This is a genomic window from Paenibacillus hebaui (genome assembly GCF_051934385.1).
GTDB lineage: Bacteria > Bacillota > Bacilli > Paenibacillales > Paenibacillaceae > Paenibacillus.
In genome coordinates this window covers 5,520,333-5,538,248 of the sequence record NZ_CP196836.1, presented here as the reverse complement: position 1 = coordinate 5,538,248, position 17,916 = coordinate 5,520,333, and the positions used below count along the sequence as shown (strand labels likewise).

16 protein-coding genes are annotated in these 17,916 nt (G+C 47.6%); 12 read left to right on the top strand and 4 right to left on the bottom strand.

Features of this window, described 5'->3' with window-relative positions; genetic code table 11:
• Positions 1–62: 62 nt before the first annotated feature.
• Complete coding sequence (locus ACR32F_RS25130; protein WP_440111879.1) at positions 63–1,463, top strand: polysaccharide deacetylase family protein; 1,401 nt, start codon at positions 63–65, stop codon at positions 1,461–1,463.
• A gap of 163 nt (positions 1,464–1,626) precedes the next feature.
• Here the strand turns inward: ACR32F_RS25130 and ilvD are convergent, their stop codons facing one another.
• The 3 genes from ilvD to ACR32F_RS25115 form a co-directional block, all read right to left on the bottom strand.
• Positions 1,627–3,312 (bottom strand): dihydroxy-acid dehydratase, encoded by a 1,686-nt coding sequence (gene ilvD, locus ACR32F_RS25125; protein ID WP_036616973.1) that lies wholly within the window; start codon positions 3,310–3,312, stop codon positions 1,627–1,629.
• A gap of 310 nt (positions 3,313–3,622) precedes the next feature.
• The gene (locus tag ACR32F_RS25120; protein WP_440111877.1) at positions 3,623–3,874 is read right to left on the bottom strand and encodes a KGG domain-containing protein; all 252 of its coding nucleotides are present in this window, start codon (positions 3,872–3,874) and stop codon (positions 3,623–3,625) included.
• 110 nt (positions 3,875–3,984) lie between these two features.
• On the bottom strand, positions 3,985–5,037 hold the full coding sequence (locus ACR32F_RS25115) for an acyltransferase family protein (RefSeq protein WP_440111874.1): 1,053 nt from the start codon (positions 5,035–5,037) through the stop codon (positions 3,985–3,987).
• 220 nt (positions 5,038–5,257) lie between these two features.
• Here ACR32F_RS25115 and ACR32F_RS25110 point away from each other — a divergent pair, with 220 nt between their 5' ends.
• The 6 genes from ACR32F_RS25110 (at position 5,258) to mgrA (ending at position 10,538) form a co-directional block, all read left to right on the top strand.
• On the top strand, positions 5,258–6,223 hold the full coding sequence (locus tag ACR32F_RS25110; RefSeq protein ID WP_440111872.1) for a sugar kinase: 966 nt from the start codon (positions 5,258–5,260) through the stop codon (positions 6,221–6,223).
• Positions 6,224–6,309: 86 nt separating this feature from the next.
• On the top strand, positions 6,310–6,975 hold the full coding sequence (locus tag ACR32F_RS25105; protein WP_440111870.1) for a bifunctional 2-keto-4-hydroxyglutarate aldolase/2-keto-3-deoxy-6-phosphogluconate aldolase: 666 nt from the start codon (positions 6,310–6,312) through the stop codon (positions 6,973–6,975).
• Positions 6,976–7,064: 89 nt separating this feature from the next.
• On the top strand, positions 7,065–7,829 hold the full coding sequence (locus ACR32F_RS25100; RefSeq protein WP_440120010.1) for an alpha/beta fold hydrolase: 765 nt from the start codon (positions 7,065–7,067) through the stop codon (positions 7,827–7,829).
• Positions 7,830–7,892: 63 nt separating this feature from the next.
• The gene (locus ACR32F_RS25095; protein WP_440111868.1) at positions 7,893–8,657 is read left to right on the top strand and encodes an HAD family hydrolase; all 765 of its coding nucleotides are present in this window, start codon (positions 7,893–7,895) and stop codon (positions 8,655–8,657) included.
• A gap of 41 nt (positions 8,658–8,698) precedes the next feature.
• Positions 8,699–9,439: an NAD-dependent protein deacylase gene (locus ACR32F_RS25090; RefSeq protein ID WP_440111866.1), complete on the top strand. Its 741-nt coding sequence runs from the start codon at positions 8,699–8,701 to the stop codon at positions 9,437–9,439.
• Between the two features lie 91 nt (positions 9,440–9,530).
• Positions 9,531–10,538 (top strand): L-glyceraldehyde 3-phosphate reductase, encoded by a 1,008-nt coding sequence (mgrA, locus tag ACR32F_RS25085; protein ID WP_440120009.1) that lies wholly within the window; start codon positions 9,531–9,533, stop codon positions 10,536–10,538.
• 136 nt (positions 10,539–10,674) lie between these two features.
• On the opposite strand, the gene ACR32F_RS25080 is transcribed toward mgrA, so the two are convergent.
• Positions 10,675–11,631 (bottom strand): AraC family ligand binding domain-containing protein, encoded by a 957-nt coding sequence (locus ACR32F_RS25080; protein WP_440111863.1) that lies wholly within the window; start codon positions 11,629–11,631, stop codon positions 10,675–10,677.
• A 159-nt stretch (positions 11,632–11,790) separates the two neighbouring features.
• Here ACR32F_RS25080 and ACR32F_RS25075 point away from each other — a divergent pair, with 159 nt between their 5' ends.
• The 5 genes from ACR32F_RS25075 to ACR32F_RS25055 all read left to right on the top strand — a co-directional run bounded on the left by ACR32F_RS25075 (position 11,791) and on the right by ACR32F_RS25055 (position 17,675).
• The gene (locus tag ACR32F_RS25075) at positions 11,791–12,972 is read left to right on the top strand and encodes a galactokinase (RefSeq protein WP_440120008.1); all 1,182 of its coding nucleotides are present in this window, start codon (positions 11,791–11,793) and stop codon (positions 12,970–12,972) included.
• A 1-nt stretch (position 12,973) separates the two neighbouring features.
• Positions 12,974–13,963, top strand: a complete 990-nt coding sequence (gene galE / locus ACR32F_RS25070; protein WP_440111861.1) for a UDP-glucose 4-epimerase GalE — start codon at positions 12,974–12,976, stop codon at positions 13,961–13,963.
• 15 nt (positions 13,964–13,978) lie between these two features.
• Positions 13,979–15,577 carry a UDP-glucose--hexose-1-phosphate uridylyltransferase gene (locus ACR32F_RS25065; RefSeq protein ID WP_440111858.1) on the top strand — a complete coding sequence of 533 codons (1,599 nt, stop codon included), beginning with the start codon at positions 13,979–13,981 and terminating at the stop codon, positions 15,575–15,577.
• 256 nt (positions 15,578–15,833) lie between these two features.
• Entirely contained in the window at positions 15,834–16,421 is a 588-nt protein-coding gene (locus ACR32F_RS25060; RefSeq protein ID WP_440111856.1) for an MSMEG_1061 family FMN-dependent PPOX-type flavoprotein, read from the top strand.
• A gap of 90 nt (positions 16,422–16,511) precedes the next feature.
• Positions 16,512–17,675 carry an iron-containing alcohol dehydrogenase gene (locus ACR32F_RS25055; protein WP_440111854.1) on the top strand — a complete coding sequence of 388 codons (1,164 nt, stop codon included), beginning with the start codon at positions 16,512–16,514 and terminating at the stop codon, positions 17,673–17,675.
• The last annotated feature ends 241 nt before the right edge of the window (positions 17,676–17,916 follow it).

Genomic DNA, 17,916 nt, shown 5'->3' with positions numbered 1-17,916 from the left:
GGTTTATTTTAGTTAGTTGTATTGGCAAGGTATTTCAGCAAGAGAAGCGGGGAATTTGCTGCATGACAAATATACTTCAGAGCATATTACTGTGGTTACTGTACATTTCATCTTTTTACGCCTTTATTCCGAGTTTGATCAGCAGGCTTTTAGGCTTTCGTGTGTTTAGGCGCGGGAGGAGTGAGACGGATTTTGCCTTAACGTTCGATGACGGGCCAGATCCGAAATACACACCAAGATTACTCGATTTGCTCCATCAGTATAATGCGAAGGCAACATTTTTTGTGGTAGGGGAACACGCAGCCAACCATCCTGATCTAATTCAACGTATACATGAGGAAGGTCATCTCATCGGAATTCATAATTACATTCATAAAACCAATTGGCTCATGAGACCGCGCACGGTCCGAAACCAGATTGAGCGAACAGGTCAGATTATTCAGCAAGTGACGGGAATGAAGACTTGTTATTATCGTCCACCCTGGGGGATTATGAATCTGTTTGATTTTTTTAGTAAGAAAGATCGCCGGATCATACTGTGGTCCTCCATGTTTGAGGACTGGAGAAGCCATGTGGGTGCAGCGGAATTGACGGAACGAATGTTGAAGAAACTTAGGGGCGGAGAGGTCATGTTACTGCATGATCGAGGGACCACCCTTGGCGCTGATGCACACGCGCCGGAACAGATGCTTCAGGCGCTGGAAGTCGTATTGCAAGAAGCACACCGGCAGGGGTTACAAAGTGTGCGTGTCGATACGTTAATGGGAGGTACTACGTTGAGCGAACCTGAGCGTGCGAGTCAAACTCGAACACATCTGACACCATGGAAGCGGATGGTTGTTGCATTATGGCTGGGTTGGGAACAGTTGTTCCATTGGGTATATCATCTTCGAACAGCTTCACCAGAGGACCCGATGCTGCATTTCCGATCCCGTGTATATCACGGAGCCTTGGTAGAAATGAATGATGGATACATGATCCGGAACGGAGATCCTGTTATTGAACTTCATTTTGATAATAAAAAGCTATTCGAACTTGGAATGACCTCGCGTTCGAGCATGCATCTGGCCATTCGCATGATCCGCGCCATGGAACAGCAATTGCCCGATTTGGCCCGTATGGTCGCGATGGAGCCTGAACTGCGTTCAGCCAAGGCTATATACGGTGTAAGCATGATTAACCGGGGACCGGAGAAATTCGGATTTACGGTTCGAGAACTGGCTCCTGGGCCATTCAGTTTTGCGTCCAAACAATATCTGAAAATTTTGCTGAGTGTGATTCATCCGGCAGGAACAAAACGTTTGAAGCAGCGATCGGAACAGTTGGTTCCCAAAATGATTGCCATGCCGCTAGAAGTTCTGCTGGAGCGTTATGGCCATCATGCACTTGTAGCAGCGTCGGCAGAACAGACCCATGAGGAAATGATAGCGCAGGATAAAGATCTGATCCCGGAGCGAAACTGAAATCATATCTTTCTATAGACAGCGATCGTGTAGAGTGAAAGGCTTTTCGCTGAATGTGCAATAAAAATAAAGCAAGAAAAGGGTTGTGCTTCGCCAAATTGGCAGAAGCACAACCCTTTATTTATTCGCATGTTTCCGTTATATGAAATAACGAAATCATGAATTAGATACTCAGTACGCCACCGTTGCTTGCATTCGTAACCAGTTTGGAATAACGAGCCAAGTAACCCGTTTTTACTTTCGGTTCAAAGCCTTTCCAACCTGCGCGACGACGTTCAAACTCTTCGTCACTGATGTGCAATTCGATGATACGGTTGTTCAGATCCAGCTCGATGATGTCCCCTTCTTCAACAAAGGCAATTGGACCGCCTTCGGCAGCTTCCGGAGAGATATGTCCGATACTGATTCCACGGGATGCTCCAGAGAAGCGTCCATCGGTGATCAGACCGACTTTGGCACCAAGACCCATACCTACGATCTGGGAAGTTGGAGCCAGCATCTCAGGCATACCTGGTCCGCCTTTTGGTCCTTCATAACGGATAACGACAACATGTCCTTCTTTTACTTTGCCGTTAGCAATGCCTTCGAGTGCTTGTTCCTGGGAGTCAAAGCAGATGGCAGGGCCTTTGTGGTATCCGCCAACCGAAGCATCAACTGCACCAACTTTGATGATGGCGCCTTGTGGTGCAAGGTTACCAAACAATACAGCCAGGCCGCCTTTTTCGGAATGCGGGTTATCCAGATGGTGAATGACATTTGTATCCTGGATTTCTTTTCCTTCAACGTTCTCACGGATCGTTTTACCCGTTACAGTAATGCAGTCCCCATGAATCGCGCCTGGTTTCTTGAGCAATTCGTTCAGAACTGCACTTACGCCGCCTGCATTGTGAACGTCTTCGATGTGAAGATCGGAAGCAGGTGCAAGTTTCGCCAGATGCGGAACGCGGTTGGCTACTTCATTGATACGTTCGATTGGATACTCGATGCCTGCTTCATGAGCCAGTGCCAGCGTGTGCAGTACCGTATTGGTAGAGCCGCCCATCGCCATATCCAGTGCAAATGCGTTATCGATGGCTTCTACAGTAACGATATCACGTGGTTTCAGATCCATTTTGATGAGTTCCATCAATTGGGTAGCGGATTGTTTTACAAACTCACGACGCTCAGGAGCAACGGCAAGGATGGTTCCGTTACCCGGCATAGCCAGTCCCATCGCTTCAGCCAGACAGTTCATGGAGTTTGCAGTAAACATACCAGAACATGATCCACATGTTGGACAGCCGAACTGTTCAAGTTCAAGCAAGCTCTTATCATCGATTTTACCTGCTTGGTAAGCACCTACACCTTCAAATACGGAAGTCAGGGAAAGGGCTTTACCATTGCTGTCACGACCGGCTTTCATCGGTCCACCACTTACGAACAGGGTAGGGATGTTTACGCGAAGCGCACCCATCATCATACCTGGTGTAATTTTGTCACAGTTCGGGATACATACCATGCCGTCGAACCAGTGTGCAGATACAACCGTTTCCACGGAATCAGCGATGATGTCACGGCTTGGTAATGAGTAACGCATACCGATATGTCCCATAGCAATTCCGTCATCCACTCCGATGGTGTTGAATTCGAATGGAACGCCACCGGCTTCACGAATAGCATCTTTTACAATTTTACCGAATTCCTGAAGGTGAACGTGGCCGGGTACGATATCGATGTAAGAGTTACATACGGCAATGAATGGTTTGCCAAAATCCTCTTCTTTAACGCCCGCTGCGCGGAGCAAACTGCGGTGCGGTGCACGGTCAAAACCTTTTTTGATCATATCGGAACGCATCTTCTTGGCTGACATGGTGTATTTCCCCCCAGATATATAATATTGAGCAACATGAATGGAAATAAAATGGCAGTGAATCTGTCGTTTAATTTCATCCGTACTCTAAAAAAATAAACCAGAACTCTGGTTTCGAGCTTCCCGTAGTTTGTGAAGTTCTTTGCTGCTTTAAACCCGTGAACAACCCGGTTTTTCTATAGAGTCTATCACAACCGTGGTCATATTTCTACATTCAATAGAAAGAAGCCTCAATCCATTTTGATGGAGTTGGGCTTCTCGGTTTGATGCATTCTATAAAGTGATCCTTGATACTGGGAACGGAGATGTGCTAATTGCTTCCGCCTTTGCGTCCGATCTCACGGTAGAATTCCTTATTATGCGTTTCGGAGGTCGCTACTCCACCCTTGCGCCCAATCTCCTTATAAAAATGAGAATCGTGTGCATCTGAAGTCGCCACTCCACCTTTTTTACCTATCATTTGGTAGAAGCTTCGATCATGATTTTTGGAGGTAGCCTTGCCACCTAACCTGCCTGCTTCCTCGCGACTCATTTTGTGTTCAGACGTCTGTGGACGTGCCATTACAAATCACTCCTTACATTATAAGTTGTTTTTTGTAGCGCGTATTCCTATTTACCACATCTTTTCCAGCCTGAAACAAATTAATGTCAATGAGAAGAGAAGGCTTTAACTTATCGGAACCAGGATGCTGAGCGTTTAAATATTCCTTGGGACCTGAAGTGGAAGTACGAGATATCGGGCTCAATGAGAGGCCGAAAGGCATGTCGGATGGCTGGATGAGCCAATGCTACAGCAAATATTAGCGCAATGGAGACAATCACCGGGATATACAAGCTGGTCTCCATATAATTGTAAACCCCAGACCAGACAGCCAAACGAACGAGAAATCCATGCAAAAGAAAGACATAAAGTGTGCGTCTCCCCAGATCGGTCAATCTGGATGTTAACGAAGGAACCCAGGCGAGAAATAACGCTGCTGATCCGATTTCAAGTGCATAGATGCCGAGTCGATAAATCCCGGCGTACCATTCATGGTGTCCAAGCTCTGCATAAGTCATGCTGCCCAGCAACCAACCTGATGCAATATCGATTCCGCCCAGTCCAATCCCTGCGAGCAAGGCGACAGACAACGTAGCGGCAATTCTACGGCCCCAGCCGGGCAGCAAACGAGAACGGATGGATGCCCCATAATCATAACCAATGACAAAGAAAGGAAGAAATACAAACGTCCGACTGAAGCTCAGCCAGAAACCATTAAGAGGTAAATATCCGGCGCATACTCCCAACAATATGGAGCCGAGTAGTCGATAAATCGGTTTCCAAGAGAGGGTGAGACGAAGCAATAACCTCCAACAGAAATGACTCGCCAGAAACCATAACAGTAAATAAGGTGCAAAGAAAGACAAACGCATATGGGGTGTGTGGAATACGGTGAAATCGGTTAGCGCGTACAAGGACTGGAACAGAAGGTACTGTAACGCAATCTGCTTAAGCACATTTCGTCCAGCTGCTCCTTCGAGTGAATGTCTGGCAAAATATCCGGTTACCCATACGAAGAGTGGCATGTGAAACGTATATATCCACAGGAACAGAGCTTCTGCTCCTGCAAAACGTGTAATAACTGGTTCAAGAGCGTTGCCTGCAAGTACACAGACAATGAGCATAAAGCGCAAGTTGTAAAAAAAAGACTCCTGATTTTCATGAATGGTTATCGGTTTGTTCATGTTGTTGTCCTCCCTGTTAACCCTTGGCGATTGCATTGTGGTTCTGTAATAAGGGTAATATGGATGTGCATTATTCATTGTGATATAATTCACAATAGAAAGCGCTATCCTTTCTCAAAGCTGTGACAACAAAATGAACGCTTCGGGATTGACAACGGTTGCATAGAGGATGACAATGGATAAAGAAGATGAGAAATTGTTAATAAGGAGAGAAGAATCCATGTCCACGAATACCAGCCAAAGCCCTGAAATTGTTACGTTTGGGGAAAGCATGGGTCTGCTGACAGCAAAGGATACAAGAGGTCTCGAATACGCGGCGACATTAGACAAGTCATTTGGCGGTGCAGAGAGTAATCTGGCGATTGGCGTAGCCCGTTTAGGGCACACTAGTGGCTGGTTTGGGCGCTTGGGTAATGATCCGATGGGAAACATGATCATGAAGGCAATCCGTGGTGAGGGTGTCGATGTATCCCGAGCAAGTTGGAGCGACACAGAGCCGACAGGTTTAATGATTCGTGAGAACGCTTCCGGGAAAGCCTCGGTACATTATTATAGGAAGCTATCCGCGGCAAGTGCGATGACTCCAACAGACTTGGACCCGGATTATATTGCAGGTGCAAAAATATTGCACATTACAGGCATAACCGCAGCAATAAGTCCGTCAGGGCTTTCTACTGTTGAAGCTGCTATACATATAGCTAAGCAGGCTGGCGTGAAGGTGAGTTTTGATCCGAATCTGCGTCTTAAACTGTGGTCAGTTGACGAAGCACGTCCGGTTTTGCTGCGTTTGGCGGAGCAGGCTGATTATTTCTTACCGGGACTGGACGAGATGAAGCTTCTGTACAAGGAAGAAAATGATCAAAAAGTGCTTGAACGTTTATCCGCCTTGAATGCGGTATGTATCGTGAAGGGCGGCCCTGATTTGACCTACGTATTGGTGAATGGTACCCTAACGGAAGTTCCGTATTTCAAGGTCGATCATGTCCTGGATACCGTAGGAGCGGGGGATGGATTCTGTGCAGGATTTCTGTCTGGTCTGATCAAAGGATATACACCTCAAGAGGCGACCCGACTTGGAAATTTGACTGGTTCCATGGTTATACAGGCTGTTGGTGATTGGGAGGCTCTCCCAACGTGGGAGCAGGTCGAGGCCAAGCTGAACAACGTAGCCCATGTTGAGCGCTAGTCGCTGCTGAAATCATATATGTCTCATCTTCGTTCATAAATGTAAGGCTTGTAATACACAACCACATTGATAAGGGAGAGAATGAAATGAAGAAGCTTCAGCTGCTGCAAAAAATAACGGATAATGGGGTTGTTGCGGTTCTGCGTGCAGATTCCGCTGACCAGGTTATTGCTATGGCCGAGCAAGCCATCGCAGGGGGCATCAAGGTCATTGAAATTACAATGACGGTGCCAAGTGCCCTTAAAGCCATTGAGAAATTAAGCCGTGTCTACCACTGGAACACACAGGACCCAGAGAAATTTGCTATTATTGGAGCTGGAACCGTACTCGAACCTCAAACAGCACGCGCTGCGATTATGTCAGGTGCCGAGTTTGTTGTTGGTCCTTCCCTGAATCCGGATACTGTAAAGATCTGCAACCTGTATCGCATTCCAATTCTGCCAGGAGTAATGACCATTGCCGATGTACAACAAGCACTGGAACTTGGCGTGGATATTGTGAAGTTGTTCCCAGGTAATCTCTACGATCCTTCCATTATCAAAACGATGAAGGGACCTATGCCGCAAGCGAATTTTATGCCAACCGGCGGGGTTTCGTTATCTAATCTGGGTGATTGGATCAAGGGAGGCGCAGTCGCTGTGGGAATCGGTTCTGACTTGACAACGGAAGCAGTGAAGACGGGGGACTTGAGTTATGTCCGCCGAAAAGCAGAACAATACATGGATGCTTACCGCAGAGCCAAGGCTGAATAGCGATGATGTATTGCAGAAGGGAAGCCTGCTAACGAAGCTTCCCTTTCTGCGAGCCGCGGCACCTGCGGGGGTGAAGAAAGGTGATCAAGTTGAGAAACAGGTATAATACTGGGCGCAAGAAGAGGGGCATCGGGAAATTCCTGCTCGTTCTTCTGGCGCTCATTGTCATTGGTTGTGGATTTGTTGCTTGGAAATTGTTCACTCCTTATGGTCCACAGGAGATGGCTCAGACAGCCATGGAAACAGCGGATCATGTGACCGTGAATGAACAAGAGAACTGGATTGATTTTGTACCAGACAAACCTGTTGGTAAGAGTGTTATTTTCTATCCGGGTGGGTTGGTGAAACCGGAAAGTTATGCACCACTTGCTCATGAGCTGGCTGCTGCTGGACATCATACCATTATTGCCAAAATGCCGGTCAATTTGGCGGTACTCAAGCCAAACCTGGCAGATGACATTCGTAACACTTATCCTGAAGAACAGTTTGTGATGGGAGGGCACTCTCTCGGTGGATCGATGGCTGCACGTTATGCAGCTGCCAATCCGGATGCATTTAAGGGTATCTTCTTCCTGGCATCCTACCCGGATGAAAAGGGAAGTGTGAAGTCGCTGGGAATTCCTGCGTTATCCATTCTCGGTACGAAGGACGAGGTTGTAGATGCAACCAAGTACCAGAATGGACGCATGTATTTGCCGGAAGGAACAGTATATTACACCATTGAGGGTGGAAATCACTCCCAGTTTGGTGATTATGGTCACCAGAGTGGTGATGGTGAAGCTGGAGTCAGTGATGAGGAACAGTTGTCCCAAACGGTCAAGACAATTCTGGGCTGGCTGAATACGATCAAGTAAGCAGCAGATTCAACGCCTGAATGTATCCATTGATTAGCATATCTGATGCTGGAGGCGATAGGTATGGCTATACTTCAAGTCCGTGATGAACAGGTTCCGTGCAGGGGCATCCTGTTTGATAAGGATGGAACACTGCTGGAGTTCCTACAGCTATGGGGTCCTTGGGCGGAGTCTTTACTGAATCAGTTGCAAGCCCGACTTACAGATCTGGGGGCTTCATTCACGGTGGAGCGTGGGCAGGTTCTCGGAACGGTCCATAACCCTGAGGGTCACCTCGTTGGATATGATCTTCAGGGGCCGCTGGCCATTGGCACAGTTGATGAGAGTAACGGATTACTGGCAGGACAATTGTATGCAGCAGGAATGCCGTGGAATGAAGCGATCACTACGATCCGCGATCTTTCCAGTGTAGCCATGCGTGAGATAAGGCAGCGAAAGCTTGCCGAACCGATGCCCGGGTTGAGAACCTTTTTGCAGAGCTGTCAGGAAGCCGGTATTCCAATGGCAATCGTTACTTCAGACAGCACGACTGCTGCGGAAGAACATCTGGAATGGATGGGGATTCGATCCTATTTCACATCTATTATAGGTTGTGACCAGGTGACTCTGGGTAAACCCGACGGTGAATCAGCGCTGATGGCTTGCCGTGAATTACATATTCATCCTGGGGAGGCTGTTGTCATTGGTGACAGCAATGGGGATATGCAGATGGGACGGAACGCAGGAGCTTCATATATGATTGGTTTCTGTCCACAAGGCGAAGAAGACTATTTACATGATGCAGACGCCATTATTCGGGACTATCATGAGCTGAAGATCATCAGTTGAAGGTTCCTGACATGGTTGATCTCACAAAAGGAGGAGAGAGGATGAACGCTACAGAACAACTGGCTGCCTGGATTCAGGAAAGTTCCAACATTGTTTTTTTTGGAGGGGCCGGAACTTCAACGGAAAGCGGAATTCCCGACTTCCGCTCTGCCGCAGGGTTGTATCAGACGGAGCAGCATTCACCTTATCCACCGGAAGAACTGCTGAGCCGGCATTTTTTTGATCAACATGCTGATATTTTTTATGATTTTTATCGGGGCAAAATGCTTCATCCTAATGCGGTACCTAATGGATGCCATCGATTGCTCGCTCGGTTGGAGCACGAAGGAAGACTTAAGGCCGTCATTACGCAAAATATCGACGGATTGCATCAGAAAGCAGGCAGCAGCAATGTGCTTGAACTTCATGGTTCGGTACATCGAAACGTTTGTATGAACTGTAAGCAGTTCTATGCGCTGGATGATATTATTCAGTCAAAAGATATGGTTCCTCGTTGCAGTGCATGCGGGGGTGTGATCAAGCCTGATGTGGTACTGTATGAAGAGGAATTGGATCAGACGACATTATATCACTCTGTTGACGTCCTGTCCTCAGCAGATCTGTTGCTAGTGGGAGGGACTTCACTTACCGTGCATCCTGCCGCTCAGTTGATTACGTATTTTCAGGGAAAACATACCGTGTTGCTTAACGCTACACCTACAGCCTACGACCGACAAGCTGATTTGTTGATTACAGAACCGATCGGTGAGGTAATGGATAGAGTGGACCAGCTTCTTGGTTAAAATGGAGCGTACACGTATGTCTGAATAACCGCATTCTCCGGCATACATACCGGATACAAGAGGCGGAACCTGGGGAAAGAAGGGATTCATGATGGTCTACGTAGCCAGCGATTCACGTTACGAAACGATGAAATACAACCGCGTTGGGCGTTCAGGTTTAAAACTTCCAGCGATTTCACTTGGGTTATGGCATAATTTTGGTGGTATTAATAACGCAGAGAACGGCCGAAACATGATTACCCGTTCATTTGATTTGGGCATTACACATTTTGATCTTGCCAATAATTATGGTCCGCCGGCAGGCTCAGCAGAGCAGTTATTCGGTCAGGTGCTGGCACAGGATCTCAAACCATATCGGGATGAACTTATCATTTCCACCAAAGCTGGGTACTATATGTGGCCTGGACCTTATGGTGAATGGGGCTCCCGCAAAAACCTTGTTTCCAGTCTCAATCAGAGCTTGAAGCGCATGGGTCTGGATTATGTAGATATTTTCTACTCTCATCGCTATGATCCCGAAACCCCTTTGGAAGAAACGATGATGGCGTTAGACCACATTGTACGTTCCGGCAAAGCATTGTATGTAGGCATCTCCAACTATCCTGCGGAACAGACGAAGCAGGCGGCGGAAATTCTCAAAGGCCTGGGTACACCTCTGCTGATCCATCAGCCGAAGTATTCGATGTTGGACCGCTGGATTGAAGAGGGGCTACAAGATGTGCTGGATGATTATGGAACAGGTAGCATCGCATTCTGTCCATTGGCTCAGGGTGTGCTCACTAACAAATATCTGAACGGTATCCCGGAAGATTCACGTGCCAAGGGACCATCTGTCTTCCTGAATGAGAACAATATCTCGCCAGAGACGTTGCGCAAAGTGCGTGCCCTGAACCAGGTTGCAGCATCGCGCGGCCAGAGTCTGGCCCAGTTTGCACTCGCTTGGGTACTGCGTAATGGCAAGGTAACTTCTGCATTAATTGGGGCGAGCCGTCCTGCACAGATTGAAGAGAATGTCGCTGCACTCAGTCAGTTGGATTTCTCGACAGAAGAACTGGAGCGCATTGAATCCATTCTTAGCCCCGAGTCGGCTGATAAATAATGTTATTTCTCATCACATCATGAAAATACCCAAATAAATAAAGTTCAAAAGGTGCATCTTAGCCATGATGGCAGGATGCACCTTTTTGCTCTCTCTATTCTACATTTCCTCATGCAGGTACAGCATGTTAAGGAGATCAACCTTTGTTGGATGGGGCTCTACGTGCTCCCTGATGTAGTGGTCTGGACAGGATATTTTCCCGATATAGGCTTGGGGCTTCTCCATGAAATCGTTTGAACTGTTTGGAGAAATACAGGGCATCTGGCAACCCTACCGAGGCAGATACCTGTTCGATGGACAGATCTGGCCGTTCTCGCAGTAGCTGTCTTGATTTGTCGATCCGCAGTTTAAGCAAATATGTGACGGGTGAGAGCCCGGTTTCCTGTTTGAAAATACGGGACAGGTATGCCCGGTTATACCCCAGGCTGGCCGACATCTGCTCTATGGAGACAGGATAGGCATATTGGGTAGACATGTATTGGATCATTTGTTTGACGGTCCGTCGGATTGAAGATTCGCCGGGAATTAAAGTAGCACCTTGAGAAAGGTGATTTTGTGCTTCGGCTAGAATCATATATAACGTACCCAGTGATGTGAAATGAGAGCTTTCTTTTCGCTCGGCAAAAGCATTCTGCATTACGGACAGCCAATCCGAAATGGACGGTCCAGCATGAAAGACAGACTTCTCTGGTCGGAAACCCGCTTTTTCCGTATGCTGCGCAGCCTGACTGCCGGTAAAGGCCATCCAACGGTACTGCCATGGATTACGGGAATGGGATTGATAGCTGACAAGCTGTCCTGGATGAATAAGAAAACAATCCCCTGCGGATAACTCGTAGGTATGTAGTTCGGTACGGAACGTACCTGCGCCTTTCTCTACATAATGCAACAGATAATAATCGAAGAGTTTTGGCCCCAGGGCATGACCGGGAAGTGTCTGGCTTGCACCTGCAAAGAGGACATGCAATGCTCCTTTTTCATAATAAACGGGATTGGAGGCAACCGAGTAACTGAGAGCTCCGCTTTTACCCGAAGTTTCCTGTGTTCTTTCGATCGGATGATCTGCTGGATCTTCCAGATGTGGTTCAGTCATAATGACATTCCTTTCCTTCCTTACGCGATGTTCCATTCATTATATGTTTAAAGGTCACATTTATCCATATGGAACACACATGGTTGCATTTCAAGAGGTATCGCTTTCTTGTATAATAACATTAAGAAAACCACAACAACGAGGCGAGGTGCAGCAGCAATGAACATAAATGATTTGAAACAAAAGTTTATTGAGAAGTACGGAGAGAGTGGAGCGGACATCCGTGTATTCCATGCCCCGGGGCGTGTGAATCTGATCGGTGAGCACATCGACTATAACGGTGGGTACGTGCTTCCGGCAGCACTTGAATTCGGTACTACATTAATCATCCGGGAGCGTAAGGACGACAAGCTGCAGTTGGCTTCCACGAACATGTCCTATGAAGGAACACTCCATACTTCCTCGATTGGCAAGGAGAAAACGGGGGAATGGACAGACTATCCAGTCGGCGTCATGGTTGAACTGCAAGGTAAAGGCGTAAACGTAACCAAAGGTTATGACTTCCTGTACCACGGGGAAATTCCGAATGGCGCAGGACTTTCATCTTCTGCATCGCTGGAGGTTCTTACCGGATTTGCAATCCAGTCGCTGGAAGGCGTAACGGATATTGATACGGTTCAGCTGGCGCTTCTGTCCCAGAAGGCGGAGAACGAGTTCGTTGGTGTCAACTGTGGCATTATGGATCAGTTCGCTGTAGCTAACGGAGCCGAGGATCATGCAATCCTGCTGATGTGTGACACGCTTGAGTATGAAAAGGTACCTTTCCGTACAGGTGCTTACAAATTGGTCATCGGCAACACGAACAAACGCCGTGGTTTGGTGGACTCGGCATACAACGAACGCCGCTCCCAGTGCGAGCAGGCACTTGCCATTCTGAAGGAACAGCTGCCTGCGCTGAACTATCTGGCACAATTGACGCCGGAGCAGTTCGTAACGCTCCAGGATCACATTAAGGATGAGAAAGTAAGACAGCGTGCTCAGCACGTAGTCGAAGAGAATGCACGTGTACTTGCATCGGTGGATGCATTGCGTGATAACGATCTCGAAACCTTCGGCAAGCTGATGAATGCTTCTCATGAATCCCTTCGTTACCTATATGAAGTGAGCTGTGAAGAACTGGACGTAATGGTGGAGGAAGCACAGCGAATTCCGGGGACACTTGGTGCACGCATGACCGGAGCGGGATTTGGCGGATGTACAGTATCGCTTGTACATGAAGATGATGTAGAGCGTTTTGTAAGCGAAGTGGGTGCAGCGTATGAAGCGCGTACCAGTCTCAAAGGCGAGTTCTATGTGTGTGGAGTAGGCGACGGTGTTAAAGAATTGAAGGAGGCGAAGTAAGATGGCAATTTTGGTGACAGGTGGAGCAGGATATATTGGTTCTCATACGGTAGCGGCTTTGTTGGAGCGTGGCGAAGAGGTAGTTGTACTGGATAACTTGCAGACAGGGCATCGTGAAGCTCTGCTGGGCGGGAAATTATATGAAGGTGACTTGCGTGACAAGGAATTTCTGGCGAAGTTGTTTGCTGAAAATTCCATTGATGCAGTTATTCATTTTGCAGCGAACTCACTGGTTGGCGAGAGCATGAAAGATCCTGTGAAATACTATGACAACAACGTATTTGGCACACTCTGTTTGCTGGAAGCAATGAACGCTGCGAATGTACGTCGCATTGTCTTCTCCTCAACGGCTGCCACCTATGGCGAGCCGGAGAAAGTGCCAATCGAAGAGAGTGATCGTACGGAGCCCACGAATGTATACGGTGAAACGAAGCTGATGATGGAGCGCATGATGTCCTGGTTCGATAAAGTACAGGAGATCAAATACGTGTCCCTGCGTTACTTTAATGCAGCCGGAGCTCACGACAGCGGCAAAATTGGCGAAGATCACCAGCCAGAGAGTCACCTGATTCCGCTTGTGCTGCAAACGGCGTTAAAACAACGTCCTCACATCGCCGTGTTTGGTGACGACTATGCTACAGAAGATGGAACTTGTGTCCGTGATTACATCCACGTAAGCGATTTGGCTGATGCGCATCTGCGGGCTGTTGACTATCTCCGCAAAGGCGAGAACAGCAATGTGTTCAACCTAGGTAATGGTCAAGGCTTCTCTGTTAAACAGGTGATTGAGACAGCGAAGAAAGTAACCGGTCTTGAGATTCCGGTTGTACAGGAACCACGTCGTGCGGGTGACCCGGCTGTATTGGTCGCATCTTCTGCCAAAGCGAGATCTGTACTGGGCTGGAATCCGAAGTGGACGAATCTCGAAGATGTTATTCAAAGCGCATGGAGCTGGCATCAGTCTCACCCTGACGGCTACGGAAAAAACTAGGAGGCGAACATCGATATGTCACAGACTCATATTGCAGCAGGTGCAACAGAGCGGACACCGGAGCAGCAGGAAGCACTGCATGCCATTGAACGTCTGGTAGCATTTGCCTTGCACAACAAACTGGTCGAAGAAGCGGATCGGGATTACAGCCGTAATCTGCTGCTGGAACAGTTCGGATTCTCCGAGCCTTATGCAGGAGTATTGAACGAGACGATATTGGACGGACCACAATCGTTGTTGGATACCCTGATTGATTACGGATTTGAAATTGGACTTATCCCTGAAAATACAGATACGTACCGCGATCTGCTCGATGCGAAAATTATGGGCCAATTGATGGCTCGTCCATCCGAGGTGGTACGCGCATTCCGCCATACCGAGCAGACCGAAGGCATTGAGGCGGCTACTTCCCAATTTTATGAGCTTTCGATTCACTCTAACTACATTCGGATGGACCGTATCTCCAAAAATGTGTACTGGACACAGGATACAGCTTATGGCGATATGGAGATCACAATCAACCTGTCCAAGCCGGAGAAAAGTCCGAAGGAAATCGCCATGGCGAAACTGCTGCCTCCTCCGGTGTATCCGAAATGCCAACTCTGTCGTGAAAATGTGGGCTATGCCGGTCGGGTGAATCACCCGGCCCGTCAAAACTTGCGTGTCATTCCGTTGCAACTGAACGGTGAGCCCTGGTTCTTCCAATACTCGCCGTATGTGTACTACAACGAGCACTGCATTATTTTCCATCATGATCATATACCCATGAAATTAACCAAGGACACGTTGCGCAGACTGCTCGCCTTTGTAGGGGAATTCCCACATTACTTTATCGGTTCCAATGCCGATCTACCCATTGTGGGCGGGTCGATCCTGACACATGACCATTTCCAGGGCGGACGTCATACCTTTGCCATTCAAAATGCAAAGCCAGAGGCGATATTCCGCCACGCTGGTTCGCCGGGACTTACGCTCAGTCTCGTAAAATGGCCGATGTCCGTTATGCGACTGGCTTCACATGATCCGGCTGAGTTGCTCGAAGCGGGCAACGCCGTTTATGAAGCGTGGAAGGTCTATAGTGATGCTGCTGTGGAGATCGAGGCATTCAGTGAGGTGGATGGAGAGCAGATTCCACACAACACGGTTACCCCGATCGTACGTCGCAGTGCAAATGGTGGTTATGAGATGGATCTCGTTCTGCGGAATAATCGCACAAATGATGAACATCCCGAAGGCATTTTCCACCCGCATCGCGAAATGCACCATCTGAAGAAGGAGAACATTGGACTCATCGAAGTGATGGGGCTTGCAATCCTGCCAGGCCGTTTAAAAGAAGAGCTGGACAGCATCGCAGATATTCTCGCTGGAGATGCCAAACTTGCTGAAGCAGCCAAAGCTTCCGATCATGTGTTGAACAAACATCTGGACTGGACGGAAGAACTGATTGAACGTTTCGGCCCTAACCTGAACAAGGAACAAGCCGTTGCCCTTGTGCAACAGGAAGTCGGCTTGAAGTTTGCCGAGATTCTGGAACATGCAGGTGTCTACAAATATGATGAGGCAGGGCGTCAAGCCTTCCGTCGTTTTGTGACCAGCATGGGATATACGGAATAAACATGTAAAACAACGAACACCAGCCCGTACTTGGGCTGGTGTTTTTGTCGTTTTTGGTCTAGGGAATTGCAACGGAGTTGTGAATGAGTCGTTTATTCTGTTGGAATTGAACGATAGAGCGGGAGGGGCGAGAGGTGAGGTTTATCTTTCCTGAAAAAAGGTGAAATGGAAGAATACTACTTCTCTATGTATACATGTATAATGATAGAAAAGTCATTGATACTCCTTATCATTTGAAGAAACGGAGGATGTGAAAATGGAAAAAAAGCCTTTGAATTTACCGTTGATTACCAATGTAGAGGAATTGCAGAGCTTGGTGGGAGAGCCGAATGAACAAGTGCGCAACAAGGTAATTTCCTTTATGGATTCACATGTACAACACTTTCTGTCCATGTCGCCTTTATTCTTCCTGTCCACTTCAGACAGTGCAGATAAAAGTGATGTATCCCCTCGCGGCGATGAAGCAGGCTTTGTAAAAGTTCTAGATCAATACCGGCTTGTATATCCGGAACGTCCGGGTAATCGCCGGATTGATTCGTTGCTGAATATCTTGTCCAATCCGGCCATCGGCATGATCTTCCTGATTCCGGGTATGAATGAAGTGCTGCGGATTAATGGGAGAGCCTCTATTACGAAGGATGAGGAATTTGTCGCCAGCTTGGGGTGGACTGGTAAAACCATCGGTGCCGCCGTCATTGTGGATGTCGAGGAATGTTTCATTCATTGTCCAAGAGCATTTAAACAGGCCGGATTATGGTCGTCCGAGACATGGGTGGATAAGGAAAAATTGCCTTCGACCAGCGAAATGTTCCGTGCCCATCTGCAAATTAACGGGTTGTTATAAAGTGAGCGGCTATCGATTTGTTTTTGTATAAACGGGGTATTATAATGGGAGTTGACTAAAATATGAATCTCCCTTGGAGGCGACATAAGTATGAGATCTTTTCAATTTTATAATCCAACCCGATTAATTTTCGGTAAAGGTCAGGTGGAGGCACTTAAAACCGAAGTGCCGAAATACGGCAAACGGGTTCTGCTTGTATATGGTGGCGGTAGTATCAAACGCAGCGGTTTGTATGATCAGGTGATCGGATTGCTTAAGGAAGTTGGAGCTGAAGTTACGGAACTGGCGGGTGTTGAACCGAACCCACGTCTTTCCACTGTGCATAAAGGAGTAGACCTCTGTAAAACGAATAATATCGACCTGGTTCTCGCTGTAGGTGGCGGGAGTGTACTGGACTGTTCCAAAGCCATTGCTGTAGGCGCCAAGTATGATGGCGACATGTGGGATTTTGCTCAGCGCAAAGCCGTTGCACAAGATGCTCTTCCCCTAGGTACTGTATTGACGATGGCTGCGACTGGTTCGGAAATGAACTCCGGTTCGGTTATTACGAACCAGGATACCCAAGAGAAATTGGGCTGGGGCAGCGCATATTCATTCCCTGCATTCTCTATTCTTGATCCGGTAAATACATATACCGTTCCTCTGGATCAAACGGTGTACGGCATGGTTGATATGATGTCCCACGTATTGGAGCATTACTTCCATTTGGATGCTAACACACCGGTACAACTCGGGTTCTGTGAGACAATTCTGCGCACAGTCATGGATGCAGCCCCTCGTTTGGTTGAAGACCTGGAGAATTATGAACTGCGCGAAACCATTCTGTATTGTGGAACAATGGCACTGAATGGCGTGCTGAACATGGGTCTTGCAGGGGACTGGGCTACACACAACATTGAACACGCGGTATCCGCTGTGTACGACATTCCACATGGTGGAGGATTGGCGATTCTGTTCCCGCACTGGATGAAGCATAACCTGGACGTAAACGTAGATCGTTTCAAACGTCTGGCGATCAATGTGTTTGAGGTTAACCCTGAAGGTAAATCGGACAAACAGGTTGCAGAAGAAGGCATTGAAGCGCTGAGCCAATTCTGGACCTCCATTGGTGCACCTAATCGTTTGGCTGATTATGATATCGATGACAGTCAAATCGAAGTTATGGCTGACAAGGCCATGCTGTTTGGACCATTTGGTAATTTTAAAAAACTGCAACGTGAAGACGTTGTGTCGATCTACAAGGCCTCACTGTAAAAAAACAACGAGCACATTAAAGTTATTGTGTTACGGAACCGCAAGTCTCCTTCACCGGAGATTTGCGGTTTTTTTTGTTGTGAATGAGAGCCATTTCGAGCGTAGTGCAGCAAATGCTCCATATTGCCATGAAAATAACCATTATCGGGTTCAGATTACATTTGAGGAAACATTTTGAAACATTTTACCCTTTACTACGTATTTATTTACATGAAGAATGCCCAGTTAGGATGGAATTGCG